Source organism: Mycobacterium heidelbergense, from assembly GCF_010730745.1.
GTDB lineage: Bacteria > Actinomycetota > Actinomycetes > Mycobacteriales > Mycobacteriaceae > Mycobacterium > Mycobacterium heidelbergense.
The window spans coordinates 1,949,805-1,963,580 of record NZ_AP022615.1; the positions used below are offsets into that span (position 1 = coordinate 1,949,805).

The following is a 13,776-nucleotide window of genomic DNA, read 5'->3' on the forward strand; positions in this document are numbered from 1 at the left end:
GCCTGGCCGGCGCCCATTCACGGCTCTTCCCAGCGCGTGATGGCCGCGCGGAAGGCCTCGTCCTTGAGGAACAGGGAGGTGTTGTCGGCACCCAGGTGCCCCCATTTGAGGTTCAGGCCGCCGTCCACCAGCAACGTCTGTCCGGTGAGGTAGCTCGAAAGGTCCGACAGCAGAAACACAATGGCGCCGGCCACCTCCTCCGGGCGGCCGCGCCGTCCCATCGCGATGGCTCGACGGTCGCGCTCGGGGTCGTCGTCGACATAGGTGCCCGACGCCGGTGTCTTGGTGACGCCGGGGGCCACGGCGTTGACCCGGATGCCGTGCCGGGCCAGCTCGAGCGCCAGGGTGCGGGTGACCGCCACGATGGCGGCTTTGGCCGTGCCGTAGGCGATGTGGAAGGGCGCGGTGTTCATCCCGCTGATCGACGAGATCGAGACGATCGAGCCCGGACGGTTGCGCCGCGTCAGTTCCGCGGCCACCGCCTGGCTCATGAAGAACATCGTCTCCAGGTTGCGGGTGAACAGCTCGCGCCAGTCGCCGCGGGTCACCCGCGCCGACGGCATCCACGTCGACGGATCCGCGCCGCCCGCGACGTTGACGAGGCCGTGCAGTTCCCCCGCGGTGCGCCGCACCGCCTCGAGGGTCGCGGCCACGCCCGCATCGGTGGCGGCGTCGGCGGCGACGGGCACGATCGGGAGACCCTCGGCCAGCAGGGGCCCGAGGTGCCGGTCGAGGTTGTCCTGGCCGCGGCTCACCGCGACCACGGTCGCCCCCGCCTCGGCCGCCATTCGCGTGACGGCCGTGCCGATGCCGCCGCCCGCGGCGCCGGAGACCACGACAATGCGCCCGTCCAGCCTGAGAGGGTCCCGGTTCATCGGATATCAGACAATTGTCCAGACAAGATAATGACGTGCATCCATCAGAGAGCATGATTCTCTCGCGATGGTGTGCGCGTCAAGGACGGAATGTACTTCGCCGCTCGCTATTGTCTGGACTATTGCATGATTGCTATCGTGCGAGCGGTGACAGCCGACCCCCCAGGCCGCTACGCGGCCGCGCGGCCGCCCAGCCTCGCCGAAGGCTGGAGCCTGACGCGGCTCACTCCGCCCAGCCGGCTCTTCGGGGCCAACGGGCTGCGCACCGGACCGGACGGCCGGGTGTACATCGCGCAGGTGACCGGCAGCCAGATCAGCGCGCTCGACGTGACGACCGGCCGCCTCGAGGTCATCAGCGCCAAGGGCGGGGAAATCGTCGCGCCCGACGACGTCGCGTTCGATCCGGGTGGCAACCTCTACGCCACCGAGGTCATGAACGGGCGGGTGAGCGTGCTCGACGCCGCGGGCCGCACCCGGGTGCTTCGCGACGACCTGCCCTCAGCCAACGGCATCGCCTTCCACCGCGGGCGGCTGTTCATCGGCGAGTGCCGCGAGGGCGGCCGGTTGCTCGAACTCGACCTCAACGGGGGCGCGCCGCGGGTGCTGCTGGAGAACGCGCCGTCGCCCAACGCCATGGCGGTCGGGCCCGACGGCTTGTTGTACTTCCCGCTGATGGGGGCCAACGAAATCTGGCGCATCGACCCCGACGGCGGCGACCCTCAACGGGTCGCCGGTGATCTCGGCGTCCCCGACGCGGTGAAGTTCGATTCCAGCGGCCGCATCGTGTCGACCCAGGCGCACAGCGGCCAGGTGCTGCGCATCGACCCCCGCAGCGGCGAGCGCACCGTGCTGGCCCAGCTGAATCCCGGCCTGGACAACCTCACCTTCGTGGGCGAGCGGCTGTTCGTCTCGAACTTCACCGGCGAGATCACCGAAATCCTCGGCGGCGGACGGTCCCGGGCGGTGTTGCCGGGCGGGTTGAATTGGCCGCTGGATCTCGCGGTCGGCGCCGACGGCAGCCTCTACATCGCCGACGGAACCTACTTCTACGAGCGCGGCGCGGCCGGGCGAAACGGGTCGTCGCCCACCGGGCCCGGCACGCTGCGGACCGCCGGAATGCTGTTCAGCCCGGGATATCCGGGCTTCCTGCGCGGGCTCGCGTGCGCGGGCGCCGGCGAGTTCGTCGTCACCACCTCCAACGGACAGGTGGCCCGATATCGGCCGGCCGCCAACGAAAGCGAGGTGCTGGCAGAGGGTTTCGATCAGCTGTACGGCGTGGCGGTCGCCCCCGACGGCGCCATCGTGGCCGCCGAACTGGGCGCGGGCCGGGTCGTGTCGATCCGGTCCGGCACCGTCGAGGTGCTGGCGTCCGGACTGAGCGACCCGGTGGGCGTGGCGATCGCACCCGACGGCGCCGGCCTGGTGGCCGAGGCGGCGGCCGGGCGCGTGACCAGGTTGGACGGCACCGGCCCCGTGCTCGACGGCCTGCGGCGGCCGCAGGGCATCCTCGTGCTCGATGACCGGCTCTACGTCGTCGACGCCGGCGCCCGGGAGCTGGTGGAAACCGACCTGAGCACCGGGGCCCGGCGCGTCATCGCGTCCGACCTGCCGGTGGGCGCCCCGCCCGGGACGATCCCGAAGCCATTGCTCGGAATGCCGCCGTTCTCCGGGCCACAGGGGCCGTTCGCCGGCATCGCCGCCGGGGCCGACGGCACGCTGTATGTTTCGGCGGACGCCGAGGGCAGCGTGCTGGCGCTACGGCGGGAATCCTGAAGGGGCGCGGTGTCAGAAGCCAAAGTCGTCGACCACCGCTACCTCCAGGTCGCGCGCACCCTGCGGAAGGAGATCGTGGACGGCGTGTATCCGGTGGGCTCGCAATTGCCGACCGAGCACGCGCTGTGTGAGCGATTTGCCGTCAGCCGCTACACCATTCGGGAGGCGCTGCGGCGGCTGCGCGAAGACAACCTCGTGTCGTCGCGCCCGCGCACCGGAACCCTCGTCGTGCCCCGACCGTCGTCGGATTCCTACGTCCAACACGTCATGTCGATCAACGACCTGCTGACGTTTGCGACCGGCACGCGCCTCGCGATCGAATCCATCGCCATGGTCACGATCGACGACGAGCTGGCGGTTCGGACCGGGCTGACGACCGGCGAACAATGGCTGACCGTCCGCGGCTTCCGGCAGGCAGAAAGCTCGGAGCCCGCGTTGTGCCGCACCGAGTACTACATCAACCGCGCGTTCGCCGCGGTCGGCAGGCTGCTGCAGCGCCACGAGGGCCCCATCTTCCCGCTGATCGAAGACCTCTTCGGCCTGAGTATCGTTGAGGTTCATCAAGAAATCGCGGCGGTGCTCATCGCCCCCGGACTGGCGGGCGGCCTCGACGTCGAGCCCGGGACCCCGGCGCTGCAGGTGCAACGCACCTACACGACGTCCGACCGGCAGGTCGCCCAGGTCACGATCAACACCCATCCCGCGTCCCGGTTCCGTCACTCGATGACGATGCGGCGCATGAAAGGCTAGCCGACATCACCGCCATGCCGAGACACCACGACCGAAGGCTGATCGGCGGACGTTGGGTCCGCTGGGACGACGAACGCGCCGCCGACGCGTACGCGCGCGGCTGGTGGGTTCCGGGCACGCTGGCCGATGCGCTGCGCGAGGCCGCGCGGCGCACCCCGCGGCGGGTGGCGCTGGTCGACGGCGACCGCCGGGTCGACTGTCAAACCCTGTGCCGGCAGGCCACGACGCTGGCGCACGCGCTGCACGCCCGCATCCCCCCGGGCAGCGTGGTGTCTTTCACGCTGCCCAACTGGCACGAGGCCGCGGTCATCTACCTGGCCACGACGCTGGCGGGGATGGTGGCCAACCCCATCCTGCCGTCGATGCGCGACCGTGAGCTGCGCTTCATCCTCGAAGACGCCGACAGCCGCATCGTCTTTGCCCCCTCGCGTTTCGGCCGCCACGACCACGCCGCGATGTTGGCCCGGGTGACCGCCCAGCTCGAATCGCCGCCCGACGTCGTGGTGGTGCGCGGCGATCCCGGCGCCGGCCAGATCCCGTTCGCCCCGCTGCTCGCGGAGCCGACGGCGCCGAGGCAGCTGCCCACCCTGAATCCCGACGCCGTGCGCATGATCCTCTACACCTCGGGGACCACCGGACGCCCGAAAGGCGTTCTGCACAGCCACAATTCGATCCACGCGCTGATCCGCCAGATCCGGGATCACTGGCTCGTCGGGCCGGGCGACGGATTTCTGGTGGCATCGCCGGTCGCGCACATCGGCGGCTCCATCTACGCGTTCGAATGCCCGCTGCTGCTGGGCACGACGGCCGTCCTGATGGACCGGTGGAACGGCGACGAGGCGGTCCGGCTCATGCAGGCGCAGCGGTGCACCCACATGGCGGGCGCGACACCATTTTTGGAGCAGCTGCTCGCCGCCGCGCGGCGCGCCGGCACGCGCCTGCCCGACCTGAAGCTGTTCGTCTGCGGCGGCGCGTCCGTGTCGCCGTCGTTGATCCGAAGGGCCTCAGCGTATTTCGAACAGGCCATCGTGACCCGCGTTTACGGGTCGACGGAGGTGCCGGTCACGACGATCGGGTCCCCGCGGGACGCCGACCGCGCCGCCGACACGGACGGACACGCCGGCCTGGCCGACATCAAGCTGGTCGCGGGCGAAATCCACGCTCGCGGACCGCAGATGCTGGTCGGCTATCAGCACCCCGAAGACGAGGCCGAAGCCTTTGACACCGAAGGGTATTTCCGCACCGGAGACCTCGCGCGATGGGTCGACGATGGGTACCTCCTGGTCACCGGGCGGGCCAAGGACGTCATCATCCGCAACGGCGAAAACATCTCGCCCAAGGAGGTCGAGGACGTCCTGGCCAACCATCCCGACATCGCCGAGGTCGCCGTCGTGGGGCTGCCCGATGAGCGGACCGGGGAACGCGCCTGTGCGGTCGTCGTGCCCACGACCGCACGCCGGCCGGATGTCGCCGGCTTGCGCGGCTTCCTGGAGGACTCGGGCGTCGCCCGCTTCAAAGCGCCCGAGCAAGTGGTCATTTGGGACGTCCTGCCGAAGAACGACGCGGGAAAGATACTGAAGCACCGGATCAAGGAGGCGTTGATGGAGGCGGGCCAGTGACATGCAGGTAGCGATCGTAACCGGGGCAAGCGGTGGGATCGGGTCCGGTTGCGCGGCGAAGCTCGCCGGGATGGGCATGGCGGTGCTGGCGACCGGGCGCAGCGAGGACAGGCTCGCCCGAGTCAAACAGGAGATCGGCGATTCCGATCGGGTGGCCGCCCTCGCCGTCGACCTGCGAAACGACGAGGCGCCCAGGCGAATCGCGGATCTCGCCGTCCAGAGATGGGGGCACATCGACTTCCTGGTCAACGCCGCCGGGATCGGCGGCCCCAAGCCGGTGCACGAGACCGACGACGAATCGTTGGATCATTTCCTTGATGTGATGCTGCGCGCGCCGTTTCGCCTGATTCGCGAGGTGCTGCCGCACATGCGGCCGGGGTCGGCGATCATCAACGTCACGTCGACCTTCGCCGTCATCGGCGGCCTTCGTGGCGGCGCCTACTCGGCGGCCAAGGGCGGTCTCACGGCGCTGACCACCCACGTCGCCTGCGAGTACGGGGCACGGGGAATACGCTGCAACGCGGTGGCCCCCGGCGTGATTCAGACCCCGATGACCGAGGATCGCCTGCGGGACGAGCGTTTTCGCCGCATCAATGTCGAGATGACACCGCATCAGCGCCTGGGAACCGTCGACGACGTCGCGAGCACCGTGGCGTTCTTGTGCTCACCCGGCGGCGCCTTCATCAACGGCCAGACGATCGTCGTCGATGGCGGGTGGAGCTCCACGAAGTACCTCTCGGATGTGGCGCTAAACTCCGAATGGAAGCCCCGCTAGCGACAATGCCGGTGGGTCACGCGGATTCGAAGTGCCGCCGGATGCCCGCCAGCATCGCGATGTGCGCCCTGACCGCCTCGCGCGTCGTCACCGACGCCAGCGGCCGCGGCGCGGCTATCCGGATGCGCTCGGTGATCAGGGTGCCGCCGCCGACCGCGGCGAAGCTCACCGTCCCGCGCAGGCGCACCCCGGGTGACTGATCGGCCTCGGTCAGCACGTCGCCGTCGGCGCGGACGTGCAGGCGCGCCCGATAGGCGGTCCGTAGGGTGAACGGTCCCAAGGGAATCCGGTCCACCACCCGATAGCTCTGCAGGTAACCGTCCGGCGTTTCGGTGCGCGACGTGGCTCGCACGGAGACGATCAGCGGATGAACCAGTTTGATGTTGTCCAGGTCCACGTAGAAGTCGCGGACGTCGCCCGGCGGCGCGGGCACCTCTTCGGACAGCGTCCGCTCGGCGTGGGCGACCCACCAGCTCACGGGACCAACTCCGCGACGAGATCGGCTGTGCGCCACCAGATCAGCGCCGCGAACACGGCCAGGACGATGACGGTTGCCGCGGCCTGGACCGGGCCCCGGCGTTCCCTCGGCGGGTACACGTACGCGGCGGCCACCAGCCCGCCCGTCACGAGCCCGCCGACGTGCCCCTGCCAGCTGATCCGTTGGGAACTGACGGCCGGGACGACGAACGTGAAGACCAGGTTGATCACGATCACCGCGACGACCCAGCGGACGTCGAGGGTGAGCCGCTTCGCCACCACGAACGTGGCGCCGAACAGGCCGAAGATCGCGCCGGACGCGCCCGCCGTCGCCGTGTTGAGCGGCGACAGCAGGTAGACCAGCACCGAACCACCCAGCCCGCTCAACACATACAGCGCGCCGAATCTCGTTCGGCCAAAACACATCTCAAGCGGCGGACCCACGACATAGAGCGCCCACATGTTCAGCAACAGATGCGTCGGGCCGTAGTGCAAAAACGCCGCGGTCAGCAGTCGGTACAGCTGGCCGTCGGCGACGGCCGGCGGCCACAGGGCCAGCTGCTTTTCCAGGTCCCCCGACGCCATCTGCGCCAGGAAGACCATGACGTTGATCGCGATCAGCGCATAGCTGACAACCGGCGTGGCCGACCGGCGCGTCCGCGGCGGCCGGATCGTCCGGCCACCCGCCTGCACGCACTCCACGCACTGGTGGCCGACCGCGGCGGCGCGCATGCAATCGCCGCAGATGTACCGCTCGCAGCGGTTGCAGCGGACGTAGGTCTGGCGGCCGGGATGGCGGTAACAGGTCGGCGCCCCGGCCGGCGACTCCGGTGCGCTGGGTGCACTCATCACACCATTCTCGCCCGCGCGGTCGGGCGCGGCGCGGGCGCTTCGTCGAACGCGCCTCGCCGGCATTTCCCGGGCCGCCGCGGTGCCTTACTGTGTGTTCCGTGGAGTGGGCGACGTGACCGGCGTCGTCGAGCGCTATCTGGAGTGCCTGGCCGCACACGATTGGGACGGCCTGGCCGCAACGATCGCCGAGCACGGCCTGACCCGGGAGGGCCCGTTCTGCGACGTCGTCGAGGGCAAGCGGCACTACGTCGCCTACCTCCGCAAGGTACTCACCAACCTGAAGGGCCACCGGCTCGAGGTGCAGCGGGTTTCGCACGTGAACTCTCGGCTGTCCTACGTCGAGTTGACCGAGTCGTTCGAGATCGACGGCGTTGTGGCCTCGTGGCCCGAATGCATCCTCTTCGAGCGGGGCGGCGACGGCCTGATCTCGCGCGTCAGCGTGTTCTTCAAGCAGCCGGGGGGCGACACGGCGTAGCGGCGCCGCGCTATTCCCTCACTCCCGGAATTGACCTAACCTCTGAGAGGTGGAGTCACACGGAAAGCCCGAATTGGTGCCCGTCGAAAAATTGCATTCAGGCGACCCCGTCACGGACGTCAACGGTGGCGGTCAGCGGTACATAGTTCTCGAGTCGAAAGCCGTGGGCGATAGCTGCGTGGTCCTCGAACTCGAATCCCGAGTGGATCATCAGCTGCAGGTCGTCGAGAGGTCCTTCCCCGCCGGGTACCACTTCGGTAGGGCGAACCACCGAATTCTGTAAACGATTTCCGCAACCCAATACCGCGGTGCGACGGCTGCCGCGCATTCACGCCATTGTCGTGCGTCGACGACCGCTCGCAAAACCCTTGGCGCAGAACACCAATTGCGCGGCCGGACAAATTCGGGCCGCGCCGAGACCGTCGGCGACCCCGCCCCCGTAACCGACGCGTCGCCGCCCGACGCTCTCGCGACGCGCACCCGTCGGGCACGTTTGGCCGTCCCGAAAACCGGTAACCTTTCTGGCAGAAGCGATTGCGCCCCCAATAACTGAGCGAATCCCGACCCGCCACAGTCGTTGGTGTCTTCGCGCGGCCGTCCCCGCGGCCCATATGTGGACAGGCCCCTGACACGCCAGGATCATTAGGCGCGGTGGACGTAATTGAAGGGTGAAGGAATGAGGGTCCCGGGTGTGGGCGGCGTCGTCGCCGGCGTGACCGGCGGAGCCGCGCAGGCGGTGCGAGCCGGCCTGTCGACGGCGGCCGGCGCCGTCGGCGCCGTGCAGACGCTCGCCGCCCCGGTGGCCGAGCTGGCCGGCCCCGTGGTTCAGTCGATGGCCCAAACGACCGGCCGGGCGATCGGGATCTCCTCCGACGGCCCCGCCAACGGCGTGACGCCGCCGGTGCGCTGGCAGAGCGGTCGGCGGATCCACCTGGACCTGGACCCGCTGCTGCCCTTCCCCGCCTGGCATGAGCACGCGCCGGTGGTGGAGGAGCCGGTCCGCCGGATCCCCGGGGTGGCCACGGCCCATGTCGAGGGCGCACTCGGCCGCCTCGTGGTCGAACTCGAGAGCGACGCCGACAGCGACGCCGTCCTCGACGAGGTGCGGGAGACGGTCTGCGCCGTGGCGACCGACCTGGCCTCGACCGGACCGAAGGCGGTAACCCGGACCGCACCGTTCGCGGACCCGGGTAACCCGCTGGCGATCCTGGTCCCCCTCACCGCCGCGGCGATGGATGTCGCGGCCGTCGGTGCCGCCGTCACCGGCTGGCTGGGCCGGCTGCCGGTCGCGCCGAGGAGCGCCCGGGCCGCGGCCGCCCTGCTGAATCATCAGCCGCGGGTGGTGGGCGTGCTCGAGTCGCGGCTGGGTCGGGTCGGCACGGACATCGCGCTGAGCGCTTCGACCGCGTTGGCCAACGGGCTGACCCAGGCGGTCGGCACCCCCCTGCTGGATCTGGCGCAACGCAGCCTTCAGATCTCCGAAGCGGCGGCTCATCGCCAGAGATGGCGCGAGCGGGAACCGGAGCTGGCCTCGCCGAAGCGGCCGCAGGCCCCGGTGGTTCCCGTCATCTCGTCGGCCGGGCCCAAGTCCCAGGCGCCGCGACATAACTGGGCGCCCGCGGCCGCGGGCGAGGCGTCACACGTCGTCGTCGGCGGAGCCATCGACGCGGCCATCGACACCGCGAAGGGATCCATGGCCGGGCCCGTCGAGGAGTACGCCAATCAGGCCGCCAACGCTTCGCTGATCGCCGCGGCGGGCGCGTTGCTGGCCGGCGGTGGCACCGACGACGCGGCTGGAGCGCTCCTGGCGGGCATCCCGAGAGCCGCGCACGTGGGCCGGCAGACGTTCGCCGCCGTGCTGGGCCGCGGACTCGCCAACGCCGGGCAACTGATCCTCGACCCGGGCGCTCTGCGCCGGCTGGACCGGGTGAAGGTGGTCGTCATCGACGGGGCGGCGCTGCGCGGTGACCACCGCGCCGTGCTGCAGGCGCGGGGGGACGTCCCCGGCTGGGACGAGGACCGAGTCTATGAGGTCGCCGACGCGTTGCTGCACGGCGAGGACGCGCCGGAACCGGACCCCGACGAGCTGCCGGCCACCGGCGCCCGGCTGCGATGGGTTCGGGCGCAGGAACCGGCGACGGCGCCCGCGCAGGGTCTCGAACATGCGGACCTCGTGGTCGATGGCGAACGGGTGGGCAGCGTCGACGTGGGATGGGAGGTCGACCCCTTCGCGATCCCGCTGCTGCAGACCGCGCACCGAACCGGAGCCCGGGTGGTGTTGCGCCACGTTGCCGGCACCGAGGACCTGACCGCCAGCGTCGCCGTGAGCCACCCGGCGGGAACGCCGTTGCTGAAGCTGGTCCGTGACCTGCGCACGGACCGCGGCCCGGTCCTGCTGATCACGGCGCTGCACCGGGATTTCGCGTCGACCGACACGCTGGCCGCGCTGGCCATCGCCGACGTCGGGGTGGCGCTGGACGATCCTCAGGCGGCGACGCCGTGGGCCGCCGACATCATCACCGGCACCGACCTGGCCGCGGCCGTCCGGATCCTGTCGGCGCTGCCGGTCGCCCGCGAGGCGACGGAATCGTCCGTGCGCCTCGCGAAGGGCGGCAGCACCCTGGCCGGCCTGTTGCTGGTCACCGGCGACCCCCACAGCGTCAACCCGTTGGCGTTACAGCGCTGGCTCAATCCGGTCAACGCGGCCGCGGCGGCCGCGTTGGCGGCGGGCGCGTTCTCGGCCACCAGGCTGCTGCGGGTGCCGGATCCCACGCCGCAACCACTGACCGCCTGGCATGCCCTGGATCCGGAGATCGTCTACGCCCGGCTGGCCAGCCGCACCCGTCCCCTGGCCGTCGAGCCCGGCACCGCGCCCTGGCGACAGCTCCTCGATGACCTGTCCTACAACCCGGTCGTGGCGCCGTTGCGGGGCCCGGCCGGCCGGGTGGGCCGGCTGCTGGCCGCCACCCGGGCCGAACTCGCCGACCCGCTGACCCCGATCCTGGCGGTCGGGGCGGCGGCCTCGGCGATCGTCGGCAGCAACATCGACGCGCTGCTGGTCGCGGGCGTGATGACCGCGAACGCGATCACCGGCGGGGTGCAGCGGTTGCGGGCCGAGGCGGCGGTCGCCGAACTGTTCGCCGAACAGGATCAACACGCGCGACGCGTGGTCCTTCCCACGGTTGCGACGGCGCACCGCCGGCTCGAGGCGGCACGTTCAACCGAACGCACGGTCACGGTGAGCGCCAAATCGCTGCGCCCGGGCGACATCATCGACCTGGCGGCCCCGGAGGTGGTGCCTGCGGATGCGCGGCTGCTGGTGGCCGAGGACCTGGAGGTCGACGAGTCCTTCCTCACCGGGGAGTCGCTGCCCGTGGACAAGCAGGTCGAGCCCGTCGCGGTCGCCGATGCCGACAGGGCCAGCATGCTGTTCGAGGGCAGCACCATTGTCGCGGGGCGCGCCCGGGCGATCGTCGTGGCCACCGGCGCGGGCACCGCGGCGCAACGCGCTATTTCGGCGATCACCGACGTCGAGTCGGCCGCCGGTGTGCAGGCGCGACTGCGAGAGCTGACCAGCAAGGTGCTTCCGCTGACGCTTGCCGGCGGCGCGGCGGTGACCGGTTTGGCGTTGGCGCACCGCGGCTCGTTGCGCCAGGCGGTCGCCGACGGCGTGGCAATCGCCGTGGCCGCCGTCCCGGAAGGCCTGCCGTTGGTGGCCACCCTGGCCCAGCTGGCCGCCGCCCAGCGCCTGTCGCGGCGCGGGGCGCTGGTCCGCACGCCCCGCGCCGTCGAAGCCTTGGGCCGGGTCCAGACCGTATGTTTCGACAAGACCGGCACGCTCACCGAGAACCACCTGCGCGTGGTCTGTGGCGTTCCGTATGCCACCAGCGCGGACGGTCCATTCCCCGGGGCGGGCGACCCGCGGGCCGCCGAGGTGGTGCGGGTCGCCGCACGCTCCTGCACCAAGCCGCAGAACGGGCAGGGCCACGCGCACGCCACCGACGAGGCCATCCTCACGGCGGCGAATTCCCTTGATGGTCAAGGCGACACGCAGTGGAATCTGCTGGCGGAGGTGCCGTTCGAGTCCAGTCGGGGCTACTCGGCCTCGATCGGCACCACGAGCGCCGACACCGGGCCGATGCTGGCCGTGAAAGGCGCTCCCGAGGAGATCCTGCCGCGCTGCCGGTTCGCCGCGGGAGACGCCGACCTCGACCACGCGGAGTCCCTGATAATGCGCCTCGCCGGGCAGGGCCTGCGTGTGCTGGCGGTGGCGCAGCGCCGCTGGGAGCACGGGACCTCCGAAGAGGACACCGACGCCGACGCCGTGGACGCCGCCGCGCACGACCTGGAGCTGATCGGCTACGTCGGATTGGCGGACACCGCGCGGGCGTCCGCCCGGCCGTTGATCGAGGCGCTGGTCGAGGCGGGTCGCCGGGTGGTGCTGATCACCGGCGACCACCCGGTGACCGCACGGGCGATCGCCCGTCAGCTGGGCCTGCCGTCGGATGCGCGAGAGGTAAGCGGGGCCGAGCTCGCCGCGCTGGACGAGGACGATCGCGCCAAGCTCGCCGCCGATGCGCAGGTTTTCGCCCGCGTCAGCCCCGAGCAGAAGGTGCAGATCGTCGCGGCGCTGCAACGCGGCGGGCAGGTGACGGCGATGGTCGGCGACGGGGCCAACGACGCGGCCGCGATCCGGATGGCCGACGTCGGCATCGGCGTAAGCGGCCGCGGTTCGTCGGCCGCGCGAGGGGCCGCCGACATCGTCTTGACCGAGAACGACCTCGGTGTGCTGCTCGACGCGTTGGTCGAAGGCCGCGGCATGTGGGGCGGCGTGCGCGATGCGGTGAGCATCCTGGTTGGCGGCAACGTGGGCGAGGTGCTCTTCACCATCATCGGGACCGCGCTGGGCACCGGCCGCGCGCCGGTGGGCACCCGTCAGCTGCTGCTGGTGAACCTGCTCACCGACATGTTTCCCGCGCTCGCGGTTGCCGTCACACCGCAGTATCCGCAGCCCGAGGAGGATGAGGACGGCGCGGACCGTGACGCCGAGGAGCTGCAGCGCGCCTTCCAGCAGGCGGCGCTGTCCGAACCCGCGCCCTCCCTCGACGCGCCGCTGATGCGGCAGATCGTCACCCGTGGCGCCGTCACAGCCGCCGGCGCCACGGCGGCCTGGGCCATCGGGCGTTGGACCCCGGGCACCGAACGCCGCACGGCGACAATGGGACTCACCGCCCTGGTGACGACGCAACTCGCGCAAACCCTGCTGACGCGCCGCCACAGCCCGCTCGTCATCTGGACGGTGCTGGGCAGCGCGGGCGTCCTGGTCGCCATCGTCCAGACCCCCGGCGTCAGCCAATTCTTCGGGTGCACACCGCTGGGGCCCATCGCCTGGAGCGGTGTCATCAGCGCGACCGCCGGCGCCACCGCCGTCTCGGTGCTGGCGCCGAACTGGCTGGCCACCAGGGTCGCCGCCCTGGAACCCAAGCAGGAGTCATAGGGGTCGGCTCAGTCGCCAGTGTCAGGTGACGCCTATCGAGAGCATGATGCGTTCGCGGATGCTCGCCAACTGCACCGCGGTAATCCGCGAGTCGGTGGGGTTGACGCGTCGCAGCGACACGCTGGTGACGTGGTGGGCCAATGCCCAACACGTCGCATCCACTCCGTTTTGGACCGTCGGATCGATGCGCTCGGCGAACGACCTGTGCGCCAGTCCCTCATCGCGGGTCAACGGGACTACCAGCACGTTCGGATATTCGTCCGGAAATAACTCGTGGTCCTCGACGACGACTGCGGGACGCAGCCTGCCGGGTTCGTGTGGCAATGCACCGCCCCGCCAATCAACTACCACGATGCTGCCGGCCGCGTGCCGACTCACGGCAGGTCGGCTAGCGGCGTCCCAAACTCATCGAGTTCGCTTCGTGCTTCGGGGTGCTTGGCCAGGTGAGCCATCACTCGATCTCCGTCTGCTCGAATCGTCTCCCGCCGCGCCTGCCGTGCCGCGGCTTCGGCCATCTCTCGAATGAATGCGCTCAGTCCCTTGCCTTGCTTACGAGCCGCCGCCTCGAGTACCGCCCGGGTGTCGGCGTCCAGCCGGATCGTCAGGGTCTCTGCCATACACGACATCGTAACACGCCCATGTATTACACTGCCGATCGTGTCACGGCCAGGGCACGGGCGCTG

At 70.6% G+C, this 13,776-nt stretch carries 12 protein-coding genes; 7 read left to right on the forward strand and 5 right to left on the reverse strand.

What is annotated here, in order from left to right; translation table 11 throughout:
• Positions 1 to 17 precede the first annotated feature (17 nt).
• Complete coding sequence (locus G6N25_RS09195) at positions 18 to 875, reverse strand: SDR family NAD(P)-dependent oxidoreductase (protein ID WP_083072959.1); 858 nt, start codon at positions 873 to 875, stop codon at positions 18 to 20.
• A gap of 129 nt (positions 876 to 1,004) precedes the next feature.
• On the opposite strand from G6N25_RS09195, the gene G6N25_RS09200 reads away from it, so the two are divergent.
• The 4 genes from G6N25_RS09200 to G6N25_RS09215 are packed head-to-tail and all read left to right on the forward strand — an operon-like array spanning position 1,005 to position 5,792.
• Positions 1,005 to 2,648: an SMP-30/gluconolactonase/LRE family protein gene (locus G6N25_RS09200; protein WP_179961713.1), complete on the forward strand. Its 1,644-nt coding sequence runs from the start codon at positions 1,005 to 1,007 to the stop codon at positions 2,646 to 2,648.
• 9 nt (positions 2,649 to 2,657) lie between these two features.
• Positions 2,658 to 3,398 (forward strand): GntR family transcriptional regulator, encoded by a 741-nt coding sequence (locus G6N25_RS09205; RefSeq protein WP_083072960.1) that lies wholly within the window; start codon positions 2,658 to 2,660, stop codon positions 3,396 to 3,398.
• Positions 3,399 to 3,412: 14 nt separating this feature from the next.
• Positions 3,413 to 5,017, forward strand: coding sequence for an AMP-binding protein (locus G6N25_RS09210; RefSeq protein ID WP_083072961.1), 1,605 nt, complete (start codon positions 3,413 to 3,415; stop codon positions 5,015 to 5,017).
• 1 nt (position 5,018) lies between these two features.
• Positions 5,019 to 5,792, forward strand: a complete 774-nt coding sequence (locus tag G6N25_RS09215) for an SDR family NAD(P)-dependent oxidoreductase (protein ID WP_083072962.1) — start codon at positions 5,019 to 5,021, stop codon at positions 5,790 to 5,792.
• A 16-nt stretch (positions 5,793 to 5,808) separates the two neighbouring features.
• Here G6N25_RS09215 and G6N25_RS09220 read toward each other — a convergent pair whose 3' ends face one another.
• Both G6N25_RS09220 and G6N25_RS09225 read right to left on the reverse strand, forming a co-directional pair.
• A complete protein-coding gene (locus G6N25_RS09220; RefSeq protein ID WP_083072963.1) occupies positions 5,809 to 6,270 on the reverse strand; it encodes an SRPBCC family protein in 462 nt (153 codons plus the stop codon).
• On the reverse strand, positions 6,267 to 7,118 hold the full coding sequence (locus G6N25_RS09225; RefSeq protein ID WP_083072964.1) for a rhomboid family intramembrane serine protease: 852 nt from the start codon (positions 7,116 to 7,118) through the stop codon (positions 6,267 to 6,269). The genes G6N25_RS09220 and G6N25_RS09225 overlap by 4 nt, the downstream gene beginning before the upstream one ends.
• Before the next feature lie 115 nt (positions 7,119 to 7,233).
• On the opposite strand from G6N25_RS09225, the gene G6N25_RS09230 reads away from it, so the two are divergent.
• From G6N25_RS09230 to G6N25_RS09240, 3 genes are all read left to right on the forward strand, one after another.
• The gene (locus G6N25_RS09230; protein ID WP_232065734.1) at positions 7,234 to 7,596 is read left to right on the forward strand and encodes a nuclear transport factor 2 family protein; all 363 of its coding nucleotides are present in this window, start codon (positions 7,234 to 7,236) and stop codon (positions 7,594 to 7,596) included.
• A 49-nt stretch (positions 7,597 to 7,645) separates the two neighbouring features.
• Positions 7,646 to 7,879, forward strand: coding sequence for a hypothetical protein (locus G6N25_RS09235; RefSeq protein WP_179961660.1), 234 nt, complete (start codon positions 7,646 to 7,648; stop codon positions 7,877 to 7,879).
• A 393-nt stretch (positions 7,880 to 8,272) separates the two neighbouring features.
• Positions 8,273 to 13,093 carry a cation-translocating P-type ATPase gene (locus tag G6N25_RS09240; protein ID WP_083072966.1) on the forward strand — a complete coding sequence of 1,607 codons (4,821 nt, stop codon included), beginning with the start codon at positions 8,273 to 8,275 and terminating at the stop codon, positions 13,091 to 13,093.
• 21 nt (positions 13,094 to 13,114) lie between these two features.
• Here the strand turns inward: G6N25_RS09240 and G6N25_RS09245 are convergent, their stop codons facing one another.
• Both G6N25_RS09245 and G6N25_RS09250 read right to left on the reverse strand, forming a co-directional pair.
• Positions 13,115 to 13,471 carry a type II toxin-antitoxin system PemK/MazF family toxin gene (locus G6N25_RS09245; RefSeq protein WP_083072967.1) on the reverse strand — a complete coding sequence of 119 codons (357 nt, stop codon included), beginning with the start codon at positions 13,469 to 13,471 and terminating at the stop codon, positions 13,115 to 13,117.
• Entirely contained in the window at positions 13,468 to 13,710 is a 243-nt protein-coding gene (locus tag G6N25_RS09250) for a ribbon-helix-helix protein, CopG family (RefSeq protein WP_083072968.1), read from the reverse strand. The genes G6N25_RS09245 and G6N25_RS09250 overlap by 4 nt, the downstream gene beginning before the upstream one ends.
• Between the last annotated feature and the right edge of the window lie 66 nt (positions 13,711 to 13,776).